Here is a 24,212-nt window from a genome sequence, read left to right as displayed (position 1 = left end):
ATGGGGCACGGCGGACCCGATGAGCGAGGTCATCGCCCGGGAGAGCTTCAACGACCCTGACCGCGGCGTGTTCGTCGCCACGCCCATCTGATCCTGGGATCTGGACGTGCATGGCAGGGCCCTGGGGGGTGGCGGCGCGTAGCGGCCTTGCGCGGCATCGCATCCAGGGTGTAGGTGATCTGCCGGTCGATGTCGCCCTTCAGGTCGGCATCCAGCCGTTCGCGAGCCTGTAGAGCCCAGGAGATTCGATTAACTCATTGGTTGATCAGTTGGGAGGGGGCGTAACAATGCCCTACAGTCCCTCTCTAAATGAAGTCAGGAAGAGGCTGTCGTAGGGCTTTGCTGGTGGAGCGCTACTGCCGGGACCCGTTTGGCTTAGGCCCGCCGGTGGTTCAGGCGAATGAGATGGACGCCGCTCCCAAGCGTCCCGAACGGCAAGAAGTCGATAAGTATTTTAAGGAGCCGGCCGTCGCCGAAAGTTCTCCGGATCGGTATTGGTGGCTGCAATTGCCGGCCGATGGTGGAGAGAGCCACGGAACCGGAGTTCGAGCCGGGCATGCGACTGGTCGGCAGCCAGCCCACCGAGGCCACGCCGGCGGGCGGCGCCATCTACCCCGCCAAGCACTACACCCTCGTCTTCCTTGCCGATCAGGACCTGGTTCTCTTCGAGCTTCCGAAGAAGCGCCAGACGATCATCACTGGGTAGCCACGCCACCACCGCTCGTCCAGCGGACCGTCCCTGCGTACGCGAGAGGCACGATCGTCCGCCGGCTACAGCCGTGTACCACTGGGCACACGATAAAGATCTTGGTGTCTCACGCGCTGAGGACGCCAAGCCGTACCAAGAGACCAAGGAGTTTCATGAGCCGCAAATATCGGACGTTGATGACGGCGGTGACGGTGTTCGCCACGCTGGGAGGCATTACCGTCGTTCCCGCGCAGGCTGTCGTGGCCACGCCGGTCAGCGTGACATCAGGCACCCCGACCGTTCCGATGTCCTCCCGCGGGAGCGGCGATCGCGGACCGAAGCTTCTGATCACGGACACCGAGGAAACCGCCGAGCAGAGCGACGGTCCGCTGCCCTTCACATTGGCCGACACGGCGGTGCTCCGAGCCTCGGGCAAGCAGGTCTTCGCGCACTACTTCACCCCATACCCGCTCTCACTCGACAACGCTGCGCCCGCCAACGACTACTACGCTCGCAACTACCTCAAGCCGGAAGGTGAGAGCGGCAAGCACAGCGCGTATGGCGGGTTACTGCGCGACCGGCCCATCGGCCGCGACCCGATCAGCGGCGACTACGCGCTAGAGGACCTCAAGACCGAGGTCAAGCAGGCCATCGCCGCTGGACTGGACGGCTTCACCGTCGACATCCTGTCAGTCACCAGCGCACACTGGACCCGGGTGCAGAACCTCATCAAGGCGGCCGAGGCCGTCGATCCCGGCTTCAAGATCGTGCTCATGCCCGATACCAACGGCCTCGCCTCGGTTGACAGCGCCACTCTGGCCACAGCCATGGCCAAGCTCGCCGCCTCCAAGTCGGTCTACCGCTTGGATGACAATCGCCTGGTCATTTCCCCGTTCAAGGCCGAGGGCAGGACCGCTGCCTGGTGGGCCGACTGGATGGAGACCATGGAGACCACGCACGGCATTGAAGTCGCCTTGGTGCCGGTCTTCCTCGACTTCAACAAGAACGCCTCCGATTTCGCGTCCATCAGCTATGGCTTTTCGAACTGGGGCAGCCGCAACCCTGCGGGCAACGCCAACCTGGCTACCAACATCACAACCGCTCATGGGATGGGCAAGATCTGGATGCAGCCGGTGTCGGTGCAGGACGAGCGTCCGAACCAGGGCATCTTCGACGAGGCCGGCAACACCGAGAACCTGCGCTCCTCATGGAAGGGTGCGATCGACGGCAAGGCTGACTGGGTCCAGCTCACCACCTGGAACGATTACTCCGAGAACACCCAGTTCGCTCCCTCGGTGAACGCGGGATGGACCTATCTGGACATCAACGCCTACTACCTGACCTGCTACAAGCTCGGCTGCCCGGAGATCACCAAAGACGTGGCCTACCTCACTCACCGCATCCAGCCGGTCGCGGCCGCGCCGACGTACGCGCAGACCAAGCTCATGAAGCTACGCAGCGGCAGCACGACGGCTCGCGACACGGTCGAGGTCCTCAGCATGCTCAACGCGGCGGGCAAGGTGTCCGTTACGATCGCCGGCGCGACGCAGATATACGACGCTCCGGCAGGGGTGACGGCCAAGACGTTCCCGCTCAAGGCAGGCACCGTTTCGGCGACTGTGGCCCGAGACTCGGCCACGGTGGCGGAGGTCGTCTCGCCGTACCCCATCACCGACACGCCCTACGTGCAGGATCTGCACTACCGCGCGGTTTCCAGCGGACGCTGACAGGAGAACCGCGGAGACCGAGCCGAGGCGCGCCGTGGCCGTCACGCTGGGAGTGACGGAGGTGGCCGGCACCCTCGTGCACCTGGCGCACACCATGGCGACCGCGCGCCGTCCAGCTATCTCGCAGGTCAGTGGGCGCGGGCGCACCGGTTGGACGGCGATCGAGCCAGGCCTGCCGCCAGGCCGTGAGGGTCGGCTCGATCAAGGCCCAGCGGGCGTCGGAGATGTCGGAACGGTACGGGCGCCGGGGTTCATAACAGACCCCTACGCTCAGCCCTTCGTCATGCCTGGCATCTGCCGAAACATGGCGCATCCAGGACATCTCTACGCCAGATGGAATCGGGAGCGGCTCGTCTCACGAAACAGACATCGAGGAGAGCCCTCCCGGATCGCATATGCGTAGATAGTTCGCGAAGTACGCGATTCGCTCGACGGCTATAAGGGGGCGGGCTGGCACAGAACATACCTGAACGCCCTCTCAGGTCGGTGAAGAAGTCCGGTCGGCGTCGATGCCAGTGGCGGGCCCATGCGCTGTCGATCAGTCGGCACCGGGCTGGTCGAGTCCTGCGGTGGCCAGGACGGTCGCGAGCATGGAGCCGGACTCGATCCGATAGCCGTCGGGCATCATCATCCGGTGGGCCGCCAGGATGTGGTCACGGGTGGTGGCGGCTGCCGTCTCGACGTCGCGATTCTCGCAGGCCGCCAGGATCTTCTCGTGGTGGCGCCCCGCCGGCGCCTGCCGGAGATCGAAGTGCATGCGAATGCGTTCGGCCTGGCTGGCCAGGTTCTCGATGGTGCGCAGCAACACCGCGCTGTCGGCACGGTGGTAGAGGGTCATGTGGAAGCGACGGTTCAGTTCATTGAACTCCCGCTGCGCGTGCTCTCCCCGCAGCGACCGGGTGAGCTGCGCGTGTGCCTCGCGCATGACGACGAGGTCCTCCTCCCGCAGGCGGGGGACGCCCAGTCGCACGGCCAGGGTCTCCAGGTTGATACGGAGTGCGGCCACCTCTTCGGCGACGCGGTGGTCGATTCCGGCCACCACGACCCCGCGGTAGGGGAGCCGGTTCACCAAGCCCTCGCTGTCCAGGCGGAGGATGGCCTCCCGTACTGGTGTGCGGCTCAGACCCAGGTCAGCGGCGATCTCGGCGGGGTCGAGCCGGTCGCCTGGTGCGAGCTCGCCCGAGACGATGCGCTCCTGAAGCCGCTCGAACACCAGGTCGGCGGCGCGCCGCTGAATGCTGGTCACTTGTTCTCTCTTCCCGGCTCTTGCAGGGCGCGCTGACAGAGCGGCGCCGTGCCGTGCACCAACTTAGCCCTCCTCAGATCTTGGCATGGTGGGACCTCTTGTCCGCACAGAATATCCAATGTTAAATGTCCTGGACATCGGCCCAGGCCGATCGGGAGGAGGACGTATGAACCGCAGGAGTTTCCTGGTGGCGGCCGGTCTGAGCGCCACCGGCCTGTTGACCGCGTGCGGCGGACCCGAAGCAGGGGGCGGCGGCACCACGGCCGACGGACGGACGGTGATCAACGTGGGAGTCACCCCGCTCCTGAACGCGGCACCGCTCTATCTGGGCATCAAGAAGGGCTTCTTCAGCGCAGAGGGACTCGCCGCCACCGCCAAGACGATCCAGACGGCGGCGACGGCCATCCCTTCGATGCTCAAGGGCGAGCTGCAGTACGCCCTCGTCTCTACCGTGCCCGCCATCAACGCCCGGGCGCAGGGGCTGCAGATCAACATGGTCCTCGGCAATGACGTCTACGCCGAGAAGACCAAGGATGACGGGGCGGCGATCCTGGTCCGGACCGACAGCCGCATCAAGAAGGCGGCGGACCTGGCAGGTGCGACCGTCGGCGTCGTCGGGCTCAAATCCATGCCGGAGCTGGCCGTGCGGCTGGCCATGCGGCAGGCGGGCGCCGATCCCAGCTCCGCCAAGTTCGTCGAACTGCCGTACCCGGAGATGAACTCCGCCGTGCAACAGGGACGCGTCGACGCCGTCCTGTCGGCGGACCCCTTCCTCCAGCAAGGGCTGGCGCAGGGCCTGCGCCAGCCCTGCGCACCCTATTCCGAGGCACTGCCCAAAGTGACCGGGCTGAGCTGGATCGGCGCCGGAGCCTATCTTCAGGAGCACTCCGACGCCGCACAACGCTTCGTGACGGCGATGACCAAGTCGGTCCAGTACGCGGCAGAGCACCCGGACGAGGTGAGAGCCGAGGCCGGCACCTTCACCACGATCTCCGCAGCGGCTCTTGGCGAGGTGCGGCTGCCGATCTTCGAACCCAGGCTCGACATGACGCAGGTGCAGAAGATCGCGAACGCCATGATGACCGAGGAGTTCATCGCCAAGGAGCCCGATCTCAGCGGGCTGGTGCGCACATGACGGTCACCGGTACCCGTGAGCGGACGATCGCGCCCGCTCAGCGAGCCCGGATCGCACCAACAGGAGCCTGGCGGACCTGGGCCGCCAAGTCGGGGTTCATCGCGTCGTTGCTGGTGGCGTGGGAGGCCGCCGTCCGGCTCGGCGACTTCGGGTCGATTCCGGCCCCCACCTCGCTGGGCGAGGCCCTGGTCGCTCTCGTCGCGGACGGCACGATCGTCGCTCCGCTGCTGGACACGTTGACCTCCTGGGCGCTGGGTCTGCTCGCGTCAGCGGCGATCGGCGTCCCGGTCGGGCTCTTCCTCGGTGTCAGCAACGGCGCCTACCGGCTCTGCCGCTTCGTCCTGGACTTTCTGCGGACCATCCCGTCGCTGGCCCTGGTGCCCCTGGCCGTGTTGCTGTACGGGTCCGGCTTGGGAGGCAAGACACTGCTGATCACCTTCGCCTGCGTCTGGCCGATCCTGCTGCAGACCGTCTACGGCGTCCGGGACATCGACCCGGTAGCCGAGGAAACGTGCCGCTCGTACCGGATCCGCCCGGTCCAGCGGGCACTGTTCCTGATCCTGCCCAGCGCCGCCGGCTACCTGGCGACCGGACTACGCATCGCGGCGGGGGTCAGCCTTCTGCTGTCGCTCAGTGGAGAGATCATCATCCCCGCTCCCGGCATCGGCCAGGCGATCACCGTGGCGCAGCTGGGTGGTGCGGTTCCCACCATGTACGCCTGGATCGTCGCGGCCGGCGTGCTCGGCATTCTGATCAACCTGCTGTTCACCGAGGTCGAGCGGCGTGCGCTGCGCTGGCACCCGTCCCAGCGGCAAGGAGGCGGGAGATGAGCCGGATGAGCCGCGCGCTCCGGACGCTGGCGTGGGAGTTCAGCGTCCCGGTGGTCCTCATCGCGGTGTGGTGGGTGGTCTCCGCGCGCAGCGGCTCGCTGTACTACCCCCCGCTGTCGCACATCCTGACCCGGTTCCAGGAGCTGTGGCTGTTCGAGCGGTTCACCAGCGACGCCCTGCCCAGCGTGACCAACCTGGCGGTCGGATACCTCTCCGCCGTGGTCGTCGGCATCGGTCTCGGGGTGGCCATGGGGCTCACCCCCTGGTTGAGGGAGACGGTCAATCCCCCAGTGCAGTTTCTGCGCGCGCTGCCGGCCGTGGCGCTGCTGCCCCTGGCCATTCAGCTACTCGGCATCGGCTGGTCGATGAAGGCGGGCGTCATCTTCTTCGGCTCGCTCTGGCCCATTCTGCTCAACACCGTCGACGGTGTCCGGTCCATCGATCCGCTCGTCAACGACATGGCCCGCTCCTACCGGATCACCCGCCGGCAGCGCGTGCTCCGCATCGTCCTGCCCGCCGCCGGACCGCAGATCTTCGTCGGGCTGCGGGCCAGCCTTTCTGTGGCCGTCATCCTGCTGCTGGCCAGCGAGCTGGTCGGCTCCACGGCGGGCATCGGCTTCTTCGTGCTGCAGGCCCAGCGGCAGTTCAACATCACCGACATGTGGACCGGGATGGTCCTGCTCGGCCTCCTCGGTTACCTGCTGAATCTCGCGCTGCAGGCGGTCGAGCGCCGTGTCCTGTCCTGGCACTTCGCCAGACGCCGGAAGAACAGTCCGGAATCGCGTTCACAGAACAAGAAGGAGTCCGCTGTTGACTAGCTCGACCTCCACGACCGCAGCGCCGCTTCTGTCGGTCGCCGGCCTCGCCAAGTCCTACGGGACGGGCGCCGACCGGAGGCAGGTACTCGCCGACGTCGAGTTCGTTGTGGACACCGGTGACTTCCTCACCATCGTCGGCCCCTCTGGAGCCGGCAAGACCACGATGCTGCGCTGTCTGTCGGGCCTGCTGCCGCCCGACACCGGAGACATCCGGCTGTCAGGGACGCCGGTCGGCGGGCCGCCGGCCGAGATGGCGCTGGTGTTCCAGGACTACAGCCGCTCCCTGCTGCCGTGGATGTCGGTCCTCGGCAACGTCACCTTTCCCCTGCGCAGCAGAGGGCTGCGGGCAGGCGAACGAGAGAGCCGCGCTCGCGAGGCCCTGGCCGCGGTCGGGCTCGAAGCGTCGGCCCGGCTGTACCCGTGGCAGATCTCCGGCGGCATGCAACAACGGGTCGCCATCGCGCGGGCGCTGGCCTACGAGCCGAAGATCCTCGTGATGGACGAGCCGTTCGCCTCCGTGGACGCACAGACCAGGGCCGAGCTAGAGGACCTCGTCCTCGGCCTGCGCGACCGGCTGGGCATCACCTTCCTCCTGGTCACCCACGACATCGACGAGGCGGTCTACCTCGCCGACCGCGTCGTGGTGCTCTCCGGCGCGCCGACCACCGTCACCGCCGTCGTCCCGGTGGATCTCGGGCGCGACCGCGACCAGGTCGACACCAAGGCGCGCCCGGAGTTCGTCGAGCTGCGCAGCCAGGTCTACCGGCTCATTCGCGCAGCCGCCCAGCAGAAGGACGGCAAGTGACCCTCTTCCTCACCGACGCCGACGTCCGGGCCGCTTTCGATTGGGCGGCCGCGATCGAGGCGCTGCGCGCGGCCTACGCCGCGCCGGTCGACGAGGCCGGCTTCCCTCCGCGCGTCATGGCCCGGGGCGAAGGACTCTGGCTTCGGACTCTGAGCGGCGTCCTGGGCGACGGCAGCGTGATGGGCGGGAAGACGATCGCCGCGTCGGTGCGCCATCGCCGTGTCTCCTACCTGGTGCAGTTGTTCGACCAGAAGACCGCCGCATTGGTGGCCCTGCTGGACGGCAACGCGATCACCGGATTCCGCACCGCGTCGACCTCGGCCATGGCGGCCGACGTCCTCGTCCCCCCGGGTCCGGTGAAGGTCGGGGTCATCGGATCGGGATTCGAAGCCCACCATCACGTCCGAGCGCTGGCGGCGGTGCGCGAACTGTCGTCGGTGACGGTGTACAGCCCGAACCCCGGCAGCCGGGCCAGATTCCTTGAACGCCTGGCAGACCTCGGTCCCGCGATGAGCGCGGCCGACAGCGCTCCGGCCGCGGTCGCCGGAGCGGACCTCATCGTGTGCGCGGCGCGTGCGCACGGCGAGCAACCCACGCTGCACGCCGAGTGGCTGGAGGCCGGAACGACGGTCGTCTCCATCGGCTCGACCCTGCCCGAACAGCGGGAACTGGACGCCGGCGTGATCGCGCGGGCGGACGTCATCATCGCCGACCAGGTGGAAGAGGTCGCCCGCGAAACCGGCGACATGATCGCCGCCGAACAGGCGGGGATCGTCTTCGCGGACCGGCTCGGCTCGCTCGCTGACGCCGTGGCCGGGCGCGTGCCCGGACGGACGTCGGCCGAAGACATCGTGATCTACAAGTCGGTCGGCGGCGCGATCCAGGACCTGGCGGTCGCGGCCATGTGCGTCCGCCGGGCCGCCGAACTGTCGATCGGCACGGAATTGCCGGTCGGCATCAGCCCGGTCGCCAAGTGATCTCTCAGGAGCAGGACATGCGCAGACGGCTCACCGACGCGTCCCTCATGCGGACCGCCGCCTATATCGACGGATCATGGGTCGGGGACGGCGAGAGCGGAACACTGATCGTGGACGATCCGGCCACCGGTGAGGTGCTGGCCGAGCTCCCCGCGATCAGCCGCCGGCAGACCGCCGCGGCCATCGAAGCGGCGCACAAGGCGTTCTCCGGCTGGCGGGCACTGTCCGGCACGGAACGGGCCGCGATCCTGCGCCGATGGTTCGACCTGGTGAACGAGCATGCCGCCGATCTGGCCACGCTGATCGTCCTGGAGGAGGGCAAGCCGTTCGCCGAGGCGGTGGGCGAGGTGCGCTATGCCGCGTCCTTCCTGGAATGGTACGCCGAGGAGGCCAAGCGCGTCCGCGGCGATGTCATGGCGGCTCCGGAACGTACGCGGCGGATCGTCGTGCTCAAAGAGCCCGTCGGCGTGGTGGCGGCGATCACCCCGTGGAACTTCCCAGCCGCGATGATCACACGCAAGGCGGGTCCCGCGCTGGCCGCCGGATGCACGATGGTGCTCAAGCCCGCGGAGCAGACTCCGCTCACCGCCCTGGCCCTCGCCGAACTGGCCGAGCGGGCGGGAATTCCGGCCGGCGTGTTCAACGTCGTCGTCGGCGATCCTCGCGAGATCGGCCCCGAACTCACGGGCAGCCCGCTGGTCCGCAAGGTGACGTTCACCGGGTCCACGGAGGTCGGCAGGCTGCTGCTCGCGCAGTCGGCCGCCACGGTGAAGAACGCCTCGATGGAACTCGGAGGCAACGCCCCGTTCCTGGTGTTCGACGACGCCGAACTCGACGCCGCCGTCGAGGGTCTGGTCGCCACGAAGTACCGCAACACGGGCCAGGCCTGTATCAGCGCCAACCGCGCCTACGTCCAGGACGGCGTCTATGAAGAGTTCGCCCGGCGCCTCGCCGAACGCGTCGGCCGGCTCGTCGTCGGCGACGGCTTCGACGAAGGCGTCCAGCAAGGGCCCCTCATCGACACGGACGCCATGACGAAGGTCGAGACCCACGTCGCGGACGCCGTCCAGAAGGGAGCGACCGTGCTGCTCGGCGGCACGAGGCATCCGCGTGGCGGCAATTACTACAGTCCGACGGTGCTGGGGGACGTGACAGCACGGATGACCATCACCCGGGAGGAGACCTTCGGCCCGGTGATCCCGCTCGTCCGGTTCACCGACGAGAGCGAAGCCGTTCGCATGGCCAACGACACCGAGTTCGGCCTGGCCGCCTATCTCTACGCGCGCGACGCCGAACGCATCTGGCGGGTCAGCGCCGCGCTGGAGGCCGGCATGGTCGGCGTCAACACCGGCCTGATCTCCAACGAGGTGGCGCCGTTCGGCGGCGTCAAGCAGTCGGGACTGGGCCGGGAGGGCTCCGTCTACGGCATCGAGGAGTTCCTCGAACTCAAGTACCTCGCCTGGGAGAACGCGGCGGCCCGCTGACCGCACCGCAACTCCGATCACATTCCGCACCCGATCAGGAAGTGAGGGTATCCATGGCCCGATACAACCGCGCCGAAGCCCGCGAGTGGGCACGCGAGCACCTCGTCGGAGTCGTCAACTGCACGATTCCGTCCTTCAGCAGTGACCTGAGGACCATCAACGAGAGGGCGATCCGCCACGACACGAAGCTGGCGATCGAGCACGGCTTCGCCGGCACGCTCGGCGTCTCGGAAGTGGCGATCACGCTTCCGGAATACCTGGACTTCCTGCGCGTCATCAAGGACGAGGCGGGCGACGACCTGCTGCTGGTGCACCACGCGAGCTGGAGCGACCTCGATCAGAACCTCGAAGCGGTGCGCGGCGCAGAGCAGGCCGGAGCCGAACTCGTCCTGCTGTCCTACCCGCCGAACTTCTACCCGGAGAGCGAAGAGGAGATCTACGACTACACCAAGGCGGTCTGCGACGCGACCGGCCTGGCCGTGATGCTCTTCCCCATGTACCTGTGGGGGTTCAGCTCCCGGATCCATCCCTCCGACATCCCGGTGCGGCTGCTGCGCAGGCTGATCGACGACTGCCCCAACATCGCGGCGATCAAGGCCGAAGGCGGCTTCCCCAGCATTCAGAGCGTCATCGAATGCCAGCGACACTTCGGCGAGGAAGTCGTCATCTCGATGCCGATCGAGGGCGAGCTCATCCCCCTTTCGCAGATCATGCCGATTCAGTTCTCGGCCACCAGCGACCACGAGTACTACGGGCCGATGATTCCTCGCGTCTTCGACCTGCTGCGTGATGGCAAGTTCGACGCGGCCGCCGAGATCTACTGGCAACTGCACCCGGCTCGCAAAGCCAAGGCGGCACTGGCGGCCACGCTGCACGGCGGCGCGTTCCTCAACCGCCAGGCATGGAAGTTCCAAGGATGGCTGCAGGGCTACAACGGCGGCCCGCTCCGCATGCCGACCCAGCGAATCCACGACGCCCAGATGCACGCGCTGCGGAAGGGCCTGATCGACGCCGGGCTCAAGCCCAGAATGGACCCTTTCCGCGAATTCTTCATCGGCCGCAACCCCACGCGGTCAGCGGGACAAGAGGCGTGATGCTGGACCGTACCGATCCTGAAGGCGAGATCGCCAGGGCCGCCGCCGCGTACTCCAATTGGGGCCGCTGGGGGGAAGATGACGTGCTGGGCACGGTGAACTTCATCGACGAGGCCAAGCGCCGGGAAGGCGCGGCGCTGGTCAGGCAAGGCGTGTCGTTCTCCTTGTCGCAGCGCTTCGACATGGACGGCCCGCAGAAGGGCTGGCGGCGGCGTACCAATCCCGTGCACACCATGACCGACACGGGCACGGACGCCGCGCTCGGCGCCCAAGGTTTCCCCCACGGCTTCGGCGGCGCCGACGACGTCATCGCGATGCCACTCCAGTGCTCCACCCAGTGGGACGGCCTCGGCCACATCTTCGACCACGGCAAGGCGTGGAACGGCCGTCCCTCCGAGAAGGTCGTCACTTCCGAAGGCGACCTCGTCACCGGAATCGAGCACCTGGCCCCCCACGTCGCGGGCCGGGGCATCCTGCTGGACGTCGGCCGCGTCATCGGCGCGGGCGGCGAACTCCCCGACGGCTTCGCCATCACCGAGGAGCACCTGACGGCGACCGCCGAGGCCCACGGCGTCACCGTCGGCGCGGGCGACATCGTCTGCGTGCGCACCGGCCAGCTCTCCCGCGTCCGCCGTGACGGCTGGGGCGACTATGCCGGAGGTCCCGCGCCCGGCCTGTCGTTCACCACCGCCGGTTGGCTGCACCGCTCCAGGATCGCCGCCCTCGCCACCGACACCTGGGGCTTCGAGGTACGTCCCAACGAGTTCGACAATGCCTTCCAGCCGCTGCACCAAGTCGTCATCCCCAGCATGGGCCTGCTCATCGGTGAGATGTGGGACCTCGAGGCTCTCGCCGAGCACTGCGCGGCCGACGGCGTCTACGAGTTCTGGCTCACCGCCGCTCCGCTGCCGGTCACCGGCGCGGTCGGCTCCCCCGTCAACCCCATTGCCGTCAAGTGAGGCCCTGTACGGCGACAGAACCGTCTGCGCCGTAACGTTCCGGCGCCCCTCCCTCTTCTGATCAGGAGTCGTCATGCGTCTGGCCACCTACGAACACCAGAGGCGTCGCCGCAGCGGAATCGTCGAAGGCGACCAAGTCCGTCCGTTCCCTGAAGGCACGAACCTGCTCGACCTCGTCGCCGGCGGCGCACCGCCGGCCACCGATGCCGCCGTGCCCCTGGCCGAGGTGCGGCTGCTCCCGCCGATCGAACCGCCGTCGGTACGCGACTTCGTCACCTTCGAGGAACACGTCGAGGGCGTCCGCCGCAGTGTCGACGGGCAGGCCGGAGTCCCGGACGCCTGGTACGACGCCCCGATCTTCTACTTCACCAACCCCCACTCCATGATCGGTGCGCACGATGAGGTGAGGATGCCGCCCGGCTGCGCCGCGCTGGACTTCGAGCTGGAGGTCGCCGCCGTCATCGGGCGCCAAGGGCAGGACCTGTCACCCCAGCAGGCCCGCGACCACATCTTCGGGTACACGATCTTCAATGACTGGTCGGCCCGGGACCTGCAATCCCGGGAGATGCAGGTCGGGCTCGGTCCCTGCAAGGGGAAGGACTTCGCCACCACGCTCGGTCCGTGGCTGGTCACCGCCGACGAACTGGATCCCTGCCGCGACGCCGACGGCACCCTGCGGCTGGCCCTCACCGCCGAGGTGAACGGGGAAGTCGTCGGCTCCGATCTGCTGTCCAACATGAGCTGGACGTTCGAGGAGATGGTCGCCTACGCCTCGCGCGGCGCCCAGGTTCGTGCCGGTGACGTGCTGGGCTCCGGCACCTGCGGCAACGGCGGCTGCATGGCGGAACTATGGGGACGACGCAACCGACAGGACCCCCCATCGCTCAGGCCCGGCGACGTCGTCACGCTTACCGTCGAAGGTATCGGCACGGTTTCCAACACCGTCGTTCCCGGACTTCCCGCGCCTCACCCACTCCCCTCTGCCCGCAAGCGTCCTCGCACCCGTCCTGGCGCGGTCGCATGAGCGGCCGGTTGGACGGGAAGACGATCGTGGTCACAGGTGCCGCCCAGGGGCAAGGCGCCGCCGAAGCCCGCTTGCTGGCCGCTCAGGCCGCGACCGTGATCGGCGTGGACCTCGTCCATGTGCCGCCCGAGGATCTGCCCGGAGTGCGTTATCGGCACTTGGACGTCACCGACTCTTCAGGCTGGACCGCTTTCGCCGAGGAACTGCGCATATCGCACGGCCGAGTGGACGGGCTCGTCGCCAACGCCGGTATCACGCACCGCTCCCGAGTGACCGAACTGGAGCCTGCCGACCTGGCGCGGGTCATGGACGTCAACGTGACCGGTGTCCTGTTGGGGATCCAGGCCTTGGCGCCGTTGATGACGGCGGGCGGCTCCATCGTGTGCGTCGGGTCGGTGGCGGCGCTGACCGCGCACTTCCCCGCCGCCTACACCGCCAGCAAATGGGCGCTGCGGGGGCTGGCCAAGACCGCCTGCCTCGAACTGGGACCGCGAGGCATCCGGGTCAACACCATCCACCCCGGCTACATCGAGACGCCTATGACCGCCTCGGCGGCCCCGGCGTTCAGGGACGCGAACGTCGCGGAAACCCCTCTGGGACGCACCGGAACAGTGGACGAGGTCGCGCCCTTGGTCGCGTTTCTGCTCAGCGACGAGGCGTCCTTCATCACGGGGACCGAGATCCCCGTCGACGGCGGCATGACCGCTCACGGCGGCGTCAAATCGATCCGCGACGCGATTTTCCAGGAGGGGAAATGAATCGTCTGGCAGGCAAGATCGCCCTCATCACCGGAACCGCCGGCGGGCAGGGCCGAGCCGCGGCACTGCTCTTCGCCGCCGAGGGCGCCACCGTGGTGGGCACCGACCTCGACGAGACGGGCGCGGCCGAGACCGCCGAAATGGTCCGCACCGCCGGTGGCCGCATGGACAGCACCGCCCCGCTCGACCTGGGCGACGAGACGGCGGTCAAGGCGTGGATCGACGATGCCGCCGCCCGGCACGGCCGCATCGACATCCTCTACAACAACGCCGCCGCCACCCGCTTCTCACCGCTGACCGAAACGAGCTACCAGGACTGGTCGTTCACCCTGCGCAACGAACTGGACATCGTGTTCCTGGCGACCAAACACGCCTGGCCGCACCTGGCCGCCCGCCGCGGCGCGAGTGTTGTGCTCGTCGGCTCCACCGCCGGCATCACCGGCTCCATCACCAACCACCGCATCGCTCACACCGCCGGCAAAGGCGGCATCGTGGCCATGACCCGGCAACTCGCCGCCGAAGGCGCCGCGCACGGCATCCGCGTCAACTGCGTCAGCCCTGGCATGATCCGCACTCCGGCCAGCGCAGGCACCCTGCTCGCCGACGACCATCCCATGCGCACCATCGCCGACCACATCCCCCTCGGCCGCGTCGGTACGCCCGAGGAGGTCGCACGGTGCGCCCTGTTCCTGGCCGGCGACGAGGCCTCTTACGTCACCGGCGCCAATCTCGTCGTCGACGGCGGCTGGTCGGCGGTCCTTCCAGGTGCCCCCACCTCCTGAAGCAAGGGGCCGAGCGTTTTCGCAGGGTCGGTACCCGTCGTATTGTGGCCCGCGCGCTCTCCCACCATAGAGTGCTGCCGTGACCAGCAAACCGTCGACCGCGCCACCGGCCCTGCAGGCGCGCAGCCGCCTGACGCAGGACCGGATTCTCATCGCCGGCATGCGGCTGCTGGAAGAGGGTGGGGCCGAGGCGCTGACCGTGGCCGCGGTGGCGGAGGCCGGCGGAGTCGCGGTGGGCACCATCTACCGGCGCTTCGGTGGCAAGGAAGGACTGTTGGGCGCCATCCAGACAAGGTTCACCGACGACTTCCGCGCCGAGTTCCGTCGGCGGGTCGCCGACACCGGTCTCACTCCCACCGCGACGCCGGCCGAGGTGATCGGCGCGGCAGTCACAGGAGTGGCCGAAACCTTTCGAACCCACGCGAAGCTCATGCGAGTCCTCATGCTGCTCGGGACACAGAATCCCGCCATATTCGAGGGCGGCTCGGCTGCCAGCATCGAAGGCGGACGCATTTTCCGGGACACAGTGATGCTCATCGCACCCGCCTTGCGACACCACCCTGATGTCGAGGCCGCCATCGATTTCGCCCACCGGCTCACCTACGCCTCCTGCGCGCACAGGATCATCCACGGCGAACACCTGGAATCGGCTCGGCCCTTGCCCTGGCCGCGGCTTATCGAGCAGCTGAGACAAGCCGTCGCGGCCTACCTGCTCACACCCGCGTAGCCCGCGGAGGACCTCCGCCTCAGTGCACGGCGATCACCCGGCGGCGGCGCCCCGGGGAGGTTCGTGTGCGAGGACGATGTCGAAGCGGACCTGGGTCCAGGGAGTGTCGAGCGGACGACCATCGGGGGTGGGCGTGCCGGCGGGGCGCTGGACGAAGGACTTGATCAGGCTGGGCTTGACGCCGAAGACGGCGTCGTCTGCCAGTTGGGGGTCGCCGTCGACGAAGATGTGGGTGACCAGGCGGCGGTGGCCTCGCGCGGTGACCATGAAGTGCAGGTGCGAGGCTCGCATGGGAGCTCTGCCGGTGGCCTGGAGGAGACGGCCGACAGGTCCGTCGTGCGGGATGGGGTACGGGGTGGGGGTGATCGCCCAGAACCGGTAGGCGCCCTGGCCGTCGGCATGGAGGTGGGCGCGGGCGGCGGTGCGGTCATCACCGTACTGGACGTCGTACATTCCGTCGTCGTCGGCCTCCCATACGTCGATCCGCGCGTTCGGGACCGGTTCGCCGTCGGCGCCGCGGACGGTACCGGTGACCCAGCACGGGGTTCCGGACGCGCCGGCCGCGATGTCACCGCCGTTGTCGATCTCAGGAGAGTCCTCGACGAAGAAGGGACCGAACACCGTCGCTTCGGTCGCCTCTCCTTCGGCGGGGTTGTTGACGCAGACGGTCTGCATGGAAAGGCCCAAGACGTCGGAGAGCAGGATGAACTCCTGACGGGTGTCCGTGGTGATGTCGCCGCACTCGCGCAGGAACCCGATGGCGGCCTCCCTTTCGGCTTCGGTCAGCCGGACCTCCCGCACGAACGCGTGTGCGTGTCGTACCAGGGCCTGTATCACCGTCCGCAGCCTCTCGTCCGCACAGCCGGCGAAGCTGCCGAGCACCTGCGCGATGACCGCCTCCTCTCGCGCTTCCTGCTCGGCGGTCGCGGGCGCGAGCTTTTCGCTGTCACTCATGAGGTCTCTCCTGTCGAATCGCCGACGTGGTCGCGGACCGGCTCCGCTCCCGTCCTGGCCCGGTGCAGAAGCGCCTTGAGATCCGGGAGAGTGACGGGGCGGGGGTTTGTCGCCGGGACCTTCTCCAGCACGAGTTCAGCGGCCTCCGACACCTGATCGGCGCGCAGGCCCAGGGCTCCGAGGCCGGTGGGCGCACCCAGCGCCCGATGAAGGGCGAGTAGCGCGGCCAGTGCGTGCGAGCCGTCGCCGTAGCCCGCTCCGGCCAGGGCCTCGGCGATCCGGGCGGCGGCCTGCGGGGCGGCGGGCTCGTTGAAGGCGAGCACGTGCGGCAGGAGCACCGCGTGCATCGCGCCGTGCTCCAGGCCGTAGGCGCCGCCGAGCACATGACAGATCTTGTGGTGCAGACCGGAGCCGGCCGCTGCGAACGCCGCCGCGGCCACATAGGTGCCGGCCTGGCATGCCTCCAGCGCCGCGAGGTCGGTGGCGTCGGCGATGACCGCGGTCAGCCCTCGCGCGAGCAACCGGGCGCCTTCGGTGGCCAGCGCCGTCGGAACCGGTCCCGCGTTCGGTGCCCACAGGGAGTCGACGCAGTGCGCGAGCGCGTTGAGACCCGAGTTCACGGTCAGTGCGGGCGGCAGCGTGACCAGCAGTTCCGGGTCGTAGACCACGGCCCGCGGGAGGACCGACGGGTCGGCGCCGTTCGTCTTGCGGGTGCCCTCGGTCAGCCCCCAGACGTCGGTCGCCTCGGATCCCGCGTACGTGGTCGGCACCGCCACGATCGGCAGGCCCGTGGTCAGTGCGACGGCCTTCGCCGTCCCCGTCGTGGAGCCTCCTCCGACGCACAGCAGCGCGTCGGCCTCCGCCTCGGCGGCGCACGCGCGGGCCGCCTCCGCCACCTCCACCGGTACGTGGGGCCGCACCCCGGTGAACGTGGCGGCGGCTGCCATACCTCCGAGGAGCTTCTGGGCGGTGGCCAGTTCTGATTTCCCGGCGATGAGCATGATGCGGCGCGCGCCGAGACGGTCGAGTTCCGCCTTCACGAGGCGGCCTGCGGCGTTCCGTCCTGTGACAACGCGCTGCGGGCGGGCCTCGTAAGCCCATGAACGTGTGGTCCGCGTCATGACGCCCGCCCTTCGGACGGCCCGGACTCCGCTCCCCCGAGCGCTTTCCCGAGTTGCTCCGCGAACCAGTCGGCGGTGAGCGCGTCGCGCTCAGCGGCGTGGTTGTACATCGTATGCTCCCCATCGGGCCACAGCCGCAGCGAGGAAGCCGCCGGATCGCCCGCGGCGACGAACGGTTCCTGCAGTTCCCGGGTGACCAGCCGGTCAGCGCCACCGTGCAGGACGAGGACGGGCCGGCCGATGGGCCGTTTCACCGGATCGAGGCGCAGCTCAGCCAGAGTCGCGGCGGCTGCTCCGGCGTCCGTGTGGCCGAGGGCGGCGAAGATCTGCTCGCGCGCCGTACGGAACTCCGGCAGGACGGGGACCGCAGGCGCGCCGTTGACCACGCAGGCTCTCACCCGCGGGTCCTCGGCGGCGAGCAACGCGGCGAAGAGGCCGCCGAAGCTGTTGCCCTGCACGCCCACCGTCTCCCCGAGCCGCGGGTCGCCCCGGACGACGTCGACGAACCGGGAGAGCCCCGCGGCGACCGAACCGTCCAGGTAGAGGCCGTGCGCGAGCCGGGGCCATCCCTGGCCCGGCCCTTCGACGAGGAGGCACGCGAGGCCTCGGGCGACAAGGGCCTCGGCGCTCGACAGGAATGCCGCGCCCCAGCCGGTGAGACCGCCGCACACGATGATCGTGATGTCGGCCCGGCCGCTCTCGGGCAGGCACAGCCAGCCGAGGAGTCGTCCGTTCCGATACTCCGGCTCGATCCGCTCCATGAACGGGCCCGCCAGCCTGGCGAGTTCGGCGACCGCGTCCAGGTGGCCGGCGTACAGCCGCCGCTTCTCAGGGGTGTCGGTCTGGTGGGCCATCTGTGCGAACATCAGCGCGGCTGCGGCCGCCCGGAGTTCCTGGCGTGCCACGGCGACAGCTCCCCTGTCCTCGGCCCGGCGGGCAAGGTCCCACCGCGCGGTGGCCAGACGTTCCGCGCTCTCGGCCCAGGGCGTTCCGGCGGCGGTGTCGGCGAGCAGGGCGCGGGCGTCTGCCCGGGCCATGCCGTAATCCAGCAGCCGGCTGAGCGGCATGGCGCGATGCTGCGCCGCGACGTGCGGTGGAAGCTCGGAGGGCACTGCCATCAGGACTCCTTGACAACATGGAGGGCGCTGCGGAGGTCGTCGACCAGCCCGGCGACGGAAGCAGCGTCGGGCGCGGCGCCGAAGAGCACGAAGTCGGGACGCGCCAGGTAGGCGTAGGCGCCGAGTTCGTCCAGGAAGGCCCCGTGTCGGCCGTCGAGGTCGTTGATCTCCGTGAGCCCGACCACCGCGCACCCGACGGACTCCAGGAAGGCCGCTTGGGCGGCGGGCAGGTTCACCCGCTCCCGGACGACCAGAACGAAGCCATGGCCCACCACGTCGTCGAACCGGCCGGAACGGCCGGCCATCTCGATCCGGCCCTGCGGGGTGAGGGCTCCGGCACGGTCGACGGGCGCGGCATCGGCATCGCGCTGGAGGACACCGTCCAGGAGAGGCGGAATGCCGGGCGGCGGCGTCGCGTGGCCGGAGAGCATCGCAGCGTCGCGAGCGGCAGCCTGCACCGGGTCGCTCATATTGGCGATCTCCCCGAGAGCGATCGAGGCGCGGGTGAGCGCTTCGACGTGGGGGGCGCGCTCGGTCTGATAGGTGTCCAGCAAGGCGTCTTCGACCAGACCACGCAGCACGAGGTCGAGTTTCCAGCCGAGGTTCACTGCGTCGCGCATCGCGCCGCACGCGCCCTGGCCGAGGTAGGGAGGCATGGTGTGGGCGGCGTCTCCGGCGAGGAAGACCCTGCCGACCCGCCATCGCCGCGCGATGCGGGACTCGAAGGTGTAGACGAGCTGGCGGATGAAACGCAGGTCGTCAGGGCCGAGCCCGTGAAGTTGCTTCAGCAACTTCCAGGCTTTGCCGGGCTCGCACATCTCCTCGGCCGTCTCTCCGGGCAGGAGAGCGAACTCGAAGCGCTGGCGCCGCTCGCCGATCCGCATGAACATGTGCCCTCGCTCGGGCACGCAGAACTGCTTGGTCAGGGCGAATTCCTCCGGTGCCGGACGGATCCACTCGGCATCGACGTTCAGCCAGCGCTCGCTGAAACCGAGGTCGTCGCGCTCGACGCCGAGCAGTTCCCGGACCTTGCTGCGGCTGCCGTCTGCCGCGATGACGTAGCGGGCGCGCACCTCGTCGCACGCTCGCCCCTCTCGGCGCTCCACCGCGTCCCAGTCGCGCAGCGTCAAGGTGACGCCGGCCTCGTCCTGGCGAAGGTCCGTCAGCACCCAACCCTGCCGGATCTCCACGCCCCGGTAGGTTCTGATCCGCGAGTCGATCGCCTCTTCGACGTCCGGCTGATACATCGAGATGTCATCGGGGAAGCCCATCGGCCCGTCTTCCGTGGCGGGCAGATGCACCAGCGTCTGTTCCTGCCCATTGACCCAGAGGTACTCCGTCGGGCACGAGTCGTGCAGCGCTTCGTCGACATCGGCCACCGACTGGATCAACCGCGCCGTCTCGCCATCGATGTGCGTCAGCCGTGGCAGCCCGTACAGGCTCGGCCAGCGTTCGACCACGAGAACCCGATGGCCGAGCCGCCCCAGCAGAGATGCGGCCGCAAGGCCGGTGGGACCGTAACCAACGATCGCGACGTCGCAGTTGGCTGATGCGTTCATGGGGACTCCTGGGACCCGGTGGCGGCGAGACGGGACGCGGGAGTTGTGACCACCCCCACAGAAAATGTGAGGGATAGTTCACAAGCGACCCAGGGGCACTGTCAAGACCTCTACGCGACCGATATTCGGCGAAGGTTGGTTCGATCAGCCGATAAGGCAGTGTGGGCGCGCCGGCTTGCTTCCTACGTCTCGCGGATACATGCCCTTGACATGGCTTTAATGTGAGTACATATTCACAACCGTAAGAGCGACTGCACCTGCGGAGAGTGGCGGCGCCAGGCGGAGGTTCACGCTTTCGCAGGCGTGCGGCACCCATGCCCGCACCGCAAGCGGCCGTACTACGACGGGACCGTCTCTCGACGGACGAAGCCTTCGCCTGGCATAGGCGACGCACATCCGCATCGGAAGGATCGTGCAGCGCTTGCTCACCGGGGGCATACGCGTGGCGGGCTTCGACAATCAGGCGTTGGCGGCCATCCCGCGCATCGGCCGTACAGCGAACACATTCCGGAAACGAGAAGGGAAACCCGATGAAACTCCGTCACGCCGCCGCAGGGATGCTCGCCGCCGCGGCCATCGGCCTCGCGAGCCTCACCGCCGTGACCGCATCGGCCGACGCCAAGGCGGGGCCCACACCGCACAGCGGCGACCTGGCGCGCGTCGGCGACCGCCAGGAGATCGAGAACGTCATGGGCCGTTACGTCGCTCCCTCCCTCGGAGACGACTTCGCGGCCTCCGTCCTGGCCCTGTTCGACCTGGACAGCCCCAAGGTTCAACTTTCCATCGCCAGCGGACCGACCCTCGTGGGCAAGGCCGCGGTCACGGGATACTGGAATAACCTCCAACGCGTCATGAAGGCCAACGGGGGCGTTCTCGGCCAGCACATGCTCACCTCTCCCGTCATCACGGTGAGCCAGGACGGCAAGTCAGCTCGAGGCATCTGGCAGGACAACGGCGTCACCCTGTTCGGACCCGGGATGGGCGTCCCGCCCCAGGACAAGGAGCACACCTACACCGCCCACCGCGAGATCTCCCGCTACGACGTCACCTTCCACCACACCTCCAAGGGCTGGAAGATCCGCTCGCTGGCATGGACGATCCTCTGGGAATACGAACCCGAGAAGATCAACGAAAGCGCCGGCTGGATCTCCGACACCAGCGCCCCTCTTCCTGAAGCCCCCTGATCCTGCAGGGCACGAATATTCAGCCGGAGCACCAGTAGACTGTGCCGATCTTCCCCGAAAGCGCGACCTTCGACTTCGAGTGCGAGGTCGCGGTGGTGATCGGCAGGGCCGGGCGGGATCTGACGCTGGAGGAGGCGCGCGGGCACCTCGCCCGGGACGGTCACCAACACCATGGTGGCCGGGAGCGAGCCGTTGCCCGTACCCGCCGGGCGGATTCGCAGACGGGGCCCGCTCACTGAGGCGCCGGACCGCCGTCCACCGCGATCTCCGCACCGTGGACGTATGACGCCTCGTCCGACAGCAGGAACCACTCGCTGGCGGTGTACGCCACCGCGTGGTGCGCGGTGAGCGCGGCCACCGATCCCACGTTCACGATCGACGCGCCCCACCGCAACAGCGGCTCCATCGCCGGCCGTGGACCTCGCCTCGCTCGGCCTTCAGTCAGGCGGCCAGGTCGCTCCACTCGTCCTCGCTGGACCCGTCGAGGTGGCGGTAGACCAGGCCGGGCCCGGTGCGTCCGGCGAGCGCGGCCCCCTCGTCGTCCAGGATGTCGGTGGCGACGACGAAGGCGCCCGCCGCGGCGGCTCCCTGCCCTCGCGTCGCTCCGGTGATCACGACCGTGCGGCGGCGCTAGGCCCCTGGCGGGACTCGCGGGCGGAAGACGGTGTTCACCGGCCCGGCCGCCGCCTATGGCTGGCATCTCGGATTCATGCTTCCCGGCGACATCGAAGCCTGCCTAAGCTCGCGGCCATATCGCAGTGAGCGCCGCTCCGCGCCGTGACGCCGGGCCGGAATCGCGCTGCTCACCGCCGTGACGCTCACCACCTACCTGGCTCGCCGCAGACGTGCGGGCCCGGCATGAAGGGAGTCCCATCCATGCGTTCGCTGTCACGCGGAGAACGCGCATGACCCGGGTGGCGGTCGTGACCGGAGCCGCGGACGGGCTGGGCAGGGCCATCGCGGTCCGGCTGGCCGAACGGGGACACGACATCGCCATCGCCGACCTGCGGCCCGCCGAGGCCACGGCTGCCGAGGTGCGCGCGCTGGGCGCGCAGATCTACTACGAGGAGTGCGAGCTGGCCTCTTCCGAGGCCATCGACCGGTTCTGCGCGAACGTGACGGCCCGCTTCGGCCGCTGCGACGTGCTCGTCAACAACGCCGCCCACCAGGTGCTGCGCACGCTCGGCGAGCTGGACTGGACGACGTGGCGGCGGGTGCAGACGGTGAACGTGGACGCGGCGTTCCTGTTGTGCGGCGCGTTCGTGCCGGGCATGGCCGAGCGCGGGTTCGGCCGGGTGGTGAACATCGTGTCCAACACGGTGTGGGAGCCACCAGGGCCGGGCTTCCTGGCGTACGTGACCAGCAAGGCAGGGCTGCTCGGCCTCACCAGGGCGCTGGCCGTGGAGGTGGGCGAGAGCGGCGTGACCGTGAACGCGGTAGCGCCCGGCCTGACTCGCACGCCGGGCGCGCTGCGCGGCATGCCGCCGGAGGTGTTCGAGGATGTGCGGCTGCGTCAGGCGGTGAAGCGGACGCTGGAGCCGTCCGACGTCGCCGGCGCTGTCGCCTTCCTGGTCTCGGACGACGCCTCGCTCATCACCGGTCAGGCGCTGCGCGTGGACGGCGGCCTGGTGACTCTGTGAAAGGCCCCTTGGTTTCAAGGTCGGCCAGCGCATGTTCGCCGCGCTCTTCTACGAGCTGTGGAACACCTCCGCGATGCCCGCCCCGATCGCCGCTGAAGAACCTGATCCGACTGAGCGCTCGCTCATCGTCCCGCCCTGCCCCAACGGCACCGACACCGAGACCGTGATGCGCGCGGGAGACGTGGCCATCCAGCGCGGCACCCGGCCAGGACGTGCCGCTGATGGACGACCCCATGACCCACGCGGAGCAAGAACGATGACGGACTTCACGGCAGGCCGGCGGACGCCCTCGAGGGGCTGCTCGTCTGAACTCCCTGGATGGAAACGCTATTCAGGAGCAGCACTTCATGTTCTCGCGTCAACTGACAGCCGCACGCGTCGTCTCGGCGGCGTGCGCGGCTCTGGCCCTCAGCGTGTCCACGCCCGCCACCGCAGCGACCCTCGCCCCTGTGATGGTGGGGGACGTGCAGGCGGCGATGGAGGCCCTGGTGAAGTCGGGCAAGGTGGTCGGCGCCATCGGCGAGGTGTACGTGGACGGCAAGCGGGTGGCGAAGGGCTCGGCCGGATCCCGGCTGCTCGACGGCAAGGGCGGCAAGATCCCCTCCACCGACCGCTACCGCATCGCGTCCCAGACCAAGCAGATGACCGCCACCGTGATCATGCAATTCGTGCAGGCCGGCAAGCTGAAGCTGGACGACAAGCTCGGTAAGCTGCTGCCCGAGGTCGCGAAGAAGGGCCTGGTGAAGGGGGCCGACGAGGTCACCGTGCAGAACCTGGTCCAGCACACCTCGGGCATCCTCGACGCCGAGAACCCCGACGTCGATGTGTTCGACACCACCGTCACCCATCGCCCCATGGACCTGCCGGCCGTCACCGGGACGGGAACGATCGGCACCGTCGCCTACGCCAACACCAACCACATCCTGCTGGCATGATCATCGAGAAGCCGACCGGGCACTCGCTGGCGAGCGAGCTGAAGAAGAGGATCTTCACCCCACTGGGCATGCGCGACACCTACCTGCCGATGAACGCCACCGCCATGCTCGGCACCGGCGGCGTGATCTCCACCGCGCACGACATGAGCGCCTTCAAGCGCGCCTTCACCCAGAACAAGCTCGCACCGGCGTCCCCGACATCAGTGATCACCACGGTCCCCGGCGCGCCACCGATCACCGAGGGCGGCCCGTGCAAGGGCGACCCCGAGTTCGGCCCGCGCAGTGACGGCAGTGCTCCCGGCTTCGTCGCCACGACCTTCGCCTCCTCCGACGGCCGCGTCCAGTTCGCCGTGTCCATGACCCTGGCCATGAACGACGACGAGCGCCAGGCCGCGAGCCGGCCCCTCGGCGACGCCCTCACCTCGGTGTTCTGCCCGGCAGCATGATGCGGCCCGCCGTCGGCTGAGGCCCGCTCGAGCCTTCGCCGCCGGCGGTGCGGGAGCCGGCCTGTCAACGTGGCCCGCCCAGCCGGAGCGCCCACGGATTGGCCGCGGAGTCAGATCGGTGGGGCGACGAAGACACCGCGGTCAGGGTCGTTGAAGCTCTCCCTGGCGATGACCTCGCTCATCGGGTCCGCCGTGCCCCAC

General features: G+C 68.7%; 23 protein-coding genes and 1 pseudogene. 17 read left to right on the top strand and 7 right to left on the bottom strand.

Annotation, left to right across the window (positions count from 1 at the left end; all coding sequences use genetic code 11):
• The first annotated feature begins 517 nt into the window (after window positions 1-517).
• Together ABD331_RS59885 and ABD331_RS59880 are read left to right on the top strand one after the other, a co-directional pair.
• On the top strand, window positions 518-706 hold the full coding sequence (locus tag ABD331_RS59885; RefSeq protein ID WP_344496420.1) for a hypothetical protein: 189 nt from the start codon (window positions 518-520) through the stop codon (window positions 704-706).
• A 155-nt stretch (window positions 707-861) separates the two neighbouring features.
• Window positions 862-2,415: a glycoside hydrolase family 71 protein gene (locus tag ABD331_RS59880; RefSeq protein WP_344496419.1), complete on the top strand. Its 1,554-nt coding sequence runs from the start codon at window positions 862-864 to the stop codon at window positions 2,413-2,415.
• Window positions 2,416-2,953: 538 nt separating this feature from the next.
• Here the strand turns inward: ABD331_RS59880 and ABD331_RS59875 are convergent.
• Window positions 2,954-3,661, bottom strand: coding sequence for a GntR family transcriptional regulator (locus ABD331_RS59875; protein ID WP_344496417.1), 708 nt, complete (start codon window positions 3,659-3,661; stop codon window positions 2,954-2,956).
• Window positions 3,662-3,827: 166 nt separating this feature from the next.
• Between ABD331_RS59875 and ABD331_RS59870 the strand changes: the two genes are divergently transcribed.
• The 12 genes from ABD331_RS59870 to ABD331_RS59815 all read left to right on the top strand — a co-directional run bounded on the left by ABD331_RS59870 (window position 3,828) and on the right by ABD331_RS59815 (window position 15,054).
• Window positions 3,828-4,796, top strand: a complete 969-nt coding sequence (locus tag ABD331_RS59870) for an ABC transporter substrate-binding protein (RefSeq protein ID WP_344496415.1) — start codon at window positions 3,828-3,830, stop codon at window positions 4,794-4,796.
• Window positions 4,793-5,626, top strand: coding sequence for an ABC transporter permease (locus ABD331_RS59865; RefSeq protein ID WP_344496413.1), 834 nt, complete (start codon window positions 4,793-4,795; stop codon window positions 5,624-5,626). The genes ABD331_RS59870 and ABD331_RS59865 overlap by 4 nt, the downstream gene beginning before the upstream one ends.
• A gap of 5 nt (window positions 5,627-5,631) precedes the next feature.
• Window positions 5,632-6,444: an ABC transporter permease gene (locus tag ABD331_RS59860; RefSeq protein WP_344496411.1), complete on the top strand. Its 813-nt coding sequence runs from the start codon at window positions 5,632-5,634 to the stop codon at window positions 6,442-6,444.
• On the top strand, window positions 6,437-7,249 hold the full coding sequence (locus ABD331_RS59855; RefSeq protein WP_344496409.1) for an ABC transporter ATP-binding protein: 813 nt from the start codon (window positions 6,437-6,439) through the stop codon (window positions 7,247-7,249). The genes ABD331_RS59860 and ABD331_RS59855 overlap by 8 nt, the downstream gene beginning before the upstream one ends.
• Window positions 7,246-8,226, top strand: coding sequence for an ornithine cyclodeaminase family protein (locus ABD331_RS59850; protein WP_344496407.1), 981 nt, complete (start codon window positions 7,246-7,248; stop codon window positions 8,224-8,226). The genes ABD331_RS59855 and ABD331_RS59850 overlap by 4 nt, the downstream gene beginning before the upstream one ends.
• Window positions 8,227-8,243: 17 nt before the next feature.
• Window positions 8,244-9,710: an NAD-dependent succinate-semialdehyde dehydrogenase gene (locus ABD331_RS59845; protein ID WP_344496405.1), complete on the top strand. Its 1,467-nt coding sequence runs from the start codon at window positions 8,244-8,246 to the stop codon at window positions 9,708-9,710.
• A 53-nt stretch (window positions 9,711-9,763) separates the two neighbouring features.
• On the top strand, window positions 9,764-10,804 hold the full coding sequence (locus tag ABD331_RS59840) for a dihydrodipicolinate synthase family protein (RefSeq protein ID WP_344496403.1): 1,041 nt from the start codon (window positions 9,764-9,766) through the stop codon (window positions 10,802-10,804).
• Window positions 10,804-11,763 (top strand): cyclase family protein, encoded by a 960-nt coding sequence (locus ABD331_RS59835; RefSeq protein WP_344496401.1) that lies wholly within the window; start codon window positions 10,804-10,806, stop codon window positions 11,761-11,763. The genes ABD331_RS59840 and ABD331_RS59835 overlap by 1 nt, the downstream gene beginning before the upstream one ends.
• A gap of 73 nt (window positions 11,764-11,836) precedes the next feature.
• Complete coding sequence (locus tag ABD331_RS59830) at window positions 11,837-12,787, top strand: fumarylacetoacetate hydrolase family protein (protein ID WP_344496399.1); 951 nt, start codon at window positions 11,837-11,839, stop codon at window positions 12,785-12,787.
• A gap of 8 nt (window positions 12,788-12,795) precedes the next feature.
• On the top strand, window positions 12,796-13,545 hold the full coding sequence (locus tag ABD331_RS59825; protein ID WP_344496397.1) for an SDR family NAD(P)-dependent oxidoreductase: 750 nt from the start codon (window positions 12,796-12,798) through the stop codon (window positions 13,543-13,545).
• Window positions 13,542-14,327: an SDR family NAD(P)-dependent oxidoreductase gene (locus ABD331_RS59820; protein ID WP_344496395.1), complete on the top strand. Its 786-nt coding sequence runs from the start codon at window positions 13,542-13,544 to the stop codon at window positions 14,325-14,327. Before ABD331_RS59825 ends, ABD331_RS59820 begins: the two co-directional genes overlap by 4 nt.
• A gap of 79 nt (window positions 14,328-14,406) precedes the next feature.
• The gene (locus tag ABD331_RS59815; protein ID WP_344496393.1) at window positions 14,407-15,054 is read left to right on the top strand and encodes a TetR/AcrR family transcriptional regulator; all 648 of its coding nucleotides are present in this window, start codon (window positions 14,407-14,409) and stop codon (window positions 15,052-15,054) included.
• 33 nt (window positions 15,055-15,087) lie between these two features.
• Here ABD331_RS59815 and ABD331_RS59810 read toward each other — a convergent pair whose 3' ends face one another.
• From ABD331_RS59810 to mhpA, 4 genes are read right to left on the bottom strand one after another with little or no spacing between them, the layout of a single operon-like run.
• A complete protein-coding gene (locus ABD331_RS59810; RefSeq protein WP_344496391.1) occupies window positions 15,088-16,008 on the bottom strand; it encodes a dioxygenase family protein in 921 nt (306 codons plus the stop codon).
• Window positions 16,005-17,129: an iron-containing alcohol dehydrogenase gene (locus ABD331_RS59805; RefSeq protein ID WP_344496389.1), complete on the bottom strand. Its 1,125-nt coding sequence runs from the start codon at window positions 17,127-17,129 to the stop codon at window positions 16,005-16,007. The genes ABD331_RS59810 and ABD331_RS59805 overlap by 4 nt, the downstream gene beginning before the upstream one ends.
• On the bottom strand, window positions 17,126-18,247 hold the full coding sequence (locus tag ABD331_RS59800; protein ID WP_344496387.1) for an alpha/beta hydrolase family protein: 1,122 nt from the start codon (window positions 18,245-18,247) through the stop codon (window positions 17,126-17,128). Before ABD331_RS59800 ends, ABD331_RS59805 begins: the two co-directional genes overlap by 4 nt.
• Window positions 18,247-19,806 carry a bifunctional 3-(3-hydroxy-phenyl)propionate/3-hydroxycinnamic acid hydroxylase MhpA gene (gene mhpA, locus ABD331_RS59795; RefSeq protein WP_344496385.1) on the bottom strand — a complete coding sequence of 520 codons (1,560 nt, stop codon included), beginning with the start codon at window positions 19,804-19,806 and terminating at the stop codon, window positions 18,247-18,249. The genes ABD331_RS59800 and mhpA overlap by 1 nt, the downstream gene beginning before the upstream one ends.
• A gap of 530 nt (window positions 19,807-20,336) precedes the next feature.
• Here mhpA and ABD331_RS59790 point away from each other — a divergent pair.
• Complete coding sequence (locus tag ABD331_RS59790; RefSeq protein ID WP_344496383.1) at window positions 20,337-20,990, top strand: nuclear transport factor 2 family protein; 654 nt, start codon at window positions 20,337-20,339, stop codon at window positions 20,988-20,990.
• Window positions 20,991-21,222: 232 nt separating this feature from the next.
• Here ABD331_RS59790 and ABD331_RS59785 read toward each other — a convergent pair whose 3' ends face one another.
• Together ABD331_RS59785 and ABD331_RS59780 are read right to left on the bottom strand one after the other, a co-directional pair.
• Window positions 21,223-21,396: a hypothetical protein gene (locus ABD331_RS59785; protein WP_344496381.1), complete on the bottom strand. Its 174-nt coding sequence runs from the start codon at window positions 21,394-21,396 to the stop codon at window positions 21,223-21,225.
• Window positions 21,397-21,431: 35 nt separating this feature from the next.
• Window positions 21,432-21,605 (bottom strand): hypothetical protein, encoded by a 174-nt coding sequence (locus tag ABD331_RS59780; protein ID WP_344496379.1) that lies wholly within the window; start codon window positions 21,603-21,605, stop codon window positions 21,432-21,434.
• A 290-nt stretch (window positions 21,606-21,895) separates the two neighbouring features.
• Between ABD331_RS59780 and ABD331_RS59775 the strand changes: the two genes are divergently transcribed.
• Both ABD331_RS59775 and ABD331_RS61260 read left to right on the top strand, forming a co-directional pair.
• Window positions 21,896-22,630 carry an SDR family NAD(P)-dependent oxidoreductase gene (locus ABD331_RS59775; protein WP_344496377.1) on the top strand — a complete coding sequence of 245 codons (735 nt, stop codon included), beginning with the start codon at window positions 21,896-21,898 and terminating at the stop codon, window positions 22,628-22,630.
• Between the two features lie 347 nt (window positions 22,631-22,977).
• Window positions 22,978-24,011 (top strand): annotated as a pseudogene (locus ABD331_RS61260) (serine hydrolase domain-containing protein).
• Window positions 24,012-24,212: the final 201 nt, after the last annotated feature.

It is taken from the genome of Nonomuraea monospora (assembly GCF_039531895.1).
Classification (GTDB): Bacteria; Actinomycetota; Actinomycetes; order Streptosporangiales; family Streptosporangiaceae; genus Nonomuraea; species Nonomuraea monospora.
The sequence above is the reverse complement of the archived record's forward strand: the minus strand, read 5'-3'. Positions and strand labels throughout refer to the sequence as shown.

Excerpts from the sequence above, each read along its gene's own strand:
- ABD331_RS59885 (WP_344496420.1), top strand. The coding sequence starts at position 518 with ATGGTGGAGAGAGCCACGGAACCGGAGTTCGAGCCGGGCATGCGACTG.
- ABD331_RS59880 (WP_344496419.1), top strand. The coding sequence starts at position 862 with ATGAGCCGCAAATATCGGACGTTGATGACGGCGGTGACGGTGTTCGCC.
- ABD331_RS59870 (WP_344496415.1), top strand. The coding sequence starts at position 3,828 with ATGAACCGCAGGAGTTTCCTGGTGGCGGCCGGTCTGAGCGCCACCGGC.
- ABD331_RS59865 (WP_344496413.1), top strand. The coding sequence starts at position 4,793 with ATGACGGTCACCGGTACCCGTGAGCGGACGATCGCGCCCGCTCAGCGA.
- ABD331_RS59860 (WP_344496411.1), top strand. The coding sequence starts at position 5,632 with ATGAGCCGCGCGCTCCGGACGCTGGCGTGGGAGTTCAGCGTCCCGGTG.
- ABD331_RS59845 (WP_344496405.1), top strand. The coding sequence starts at position 8,244 with ATGCGCAGACGGCTCACCGACGCGTCCCTCATGCGGACCGCCGCCTAT.
- ABD331_RS59840 (WP_344496403.1), top strand. The coding sequence starts at position 9,764 with ATGGCCCGATACAACCGCGCCGAAGCCCGCGAGTGGGCACGCGAGCAC.
- ABD331_RS59835 (WP_344496401.1), top strand. The coding sequence starts at position 10,804 with ATGCTGGACCGTACCGATCCTGAAGGCGAGATCGCCAGGGCCGCCGCC.
- ABD331_RS59830 (WP_344496399.1), top strand. The coding sequence starts at position 11,837 with ATGCGTCTGGCCACCTACGAACACCAGAGGCGTCGCCGCAGCGGAATC.
- ABD331_RS59820 (WP_344496395.1), top strand. The coding sequence starts at position 13,542 with ATGAATCGTCTGGCAGGCAAGATCGCCCTCATCACCGGAACCGCCGGC.
- ABD331_RS59810 (WP_344496391.1), bottom strand. The coding sequence starts at position 16,008 with ATGAGTGACAGCGAAAAGCTCGCGCCCGCGACCGCCGAGCAGGAAGCG.
- ABD331_RS59805 (WP_344496389.1), bottom strand. The coding sequence starts at position 17,129 with ATGACGCGGACCACACGTTCATGGGCTTACGAGGCCCGCCCGCAGCGC.
- ABD331_RS59800 (WP_344496387.1), bottom strand. The coding sequence starts at position 18,247 with ATGGCAGTGCCCTCCGAGCTTCCACCGCACGTCGCGGCGCAGCATCGC.
- mhpA (WP_344496385.1), bottom strand. The coding sequence starts at position 19,806 with ATGAACGCATCAGCCAACTGCGACGTCGCGATCGTTGGTTACGGTCCC.
- ABD331_RS59790 (WP_344496383.1), top strand. The coding sequence starts at position 20,337 with ATGAAACTCCGTCACGCCGCCGCAGGGATGCTCGCCGCCGCGGCCATC.
- ABD331_RS59785 (WP_344496381.1), bottom strand. The coding sequence starts at position 21,396 with ATGGAGCCGCTGTTGCGGTGGGGCGCGTCGATCGTGAACGTGGGATCG.
- ABD331_RS59775 (WP_344496377.1), top strand. The coding sequence starts at position 21,896 with ATGACCCGGGTGGCGGTCGTGACCGGAGCCGCGGACGGGCTGGGCAGG.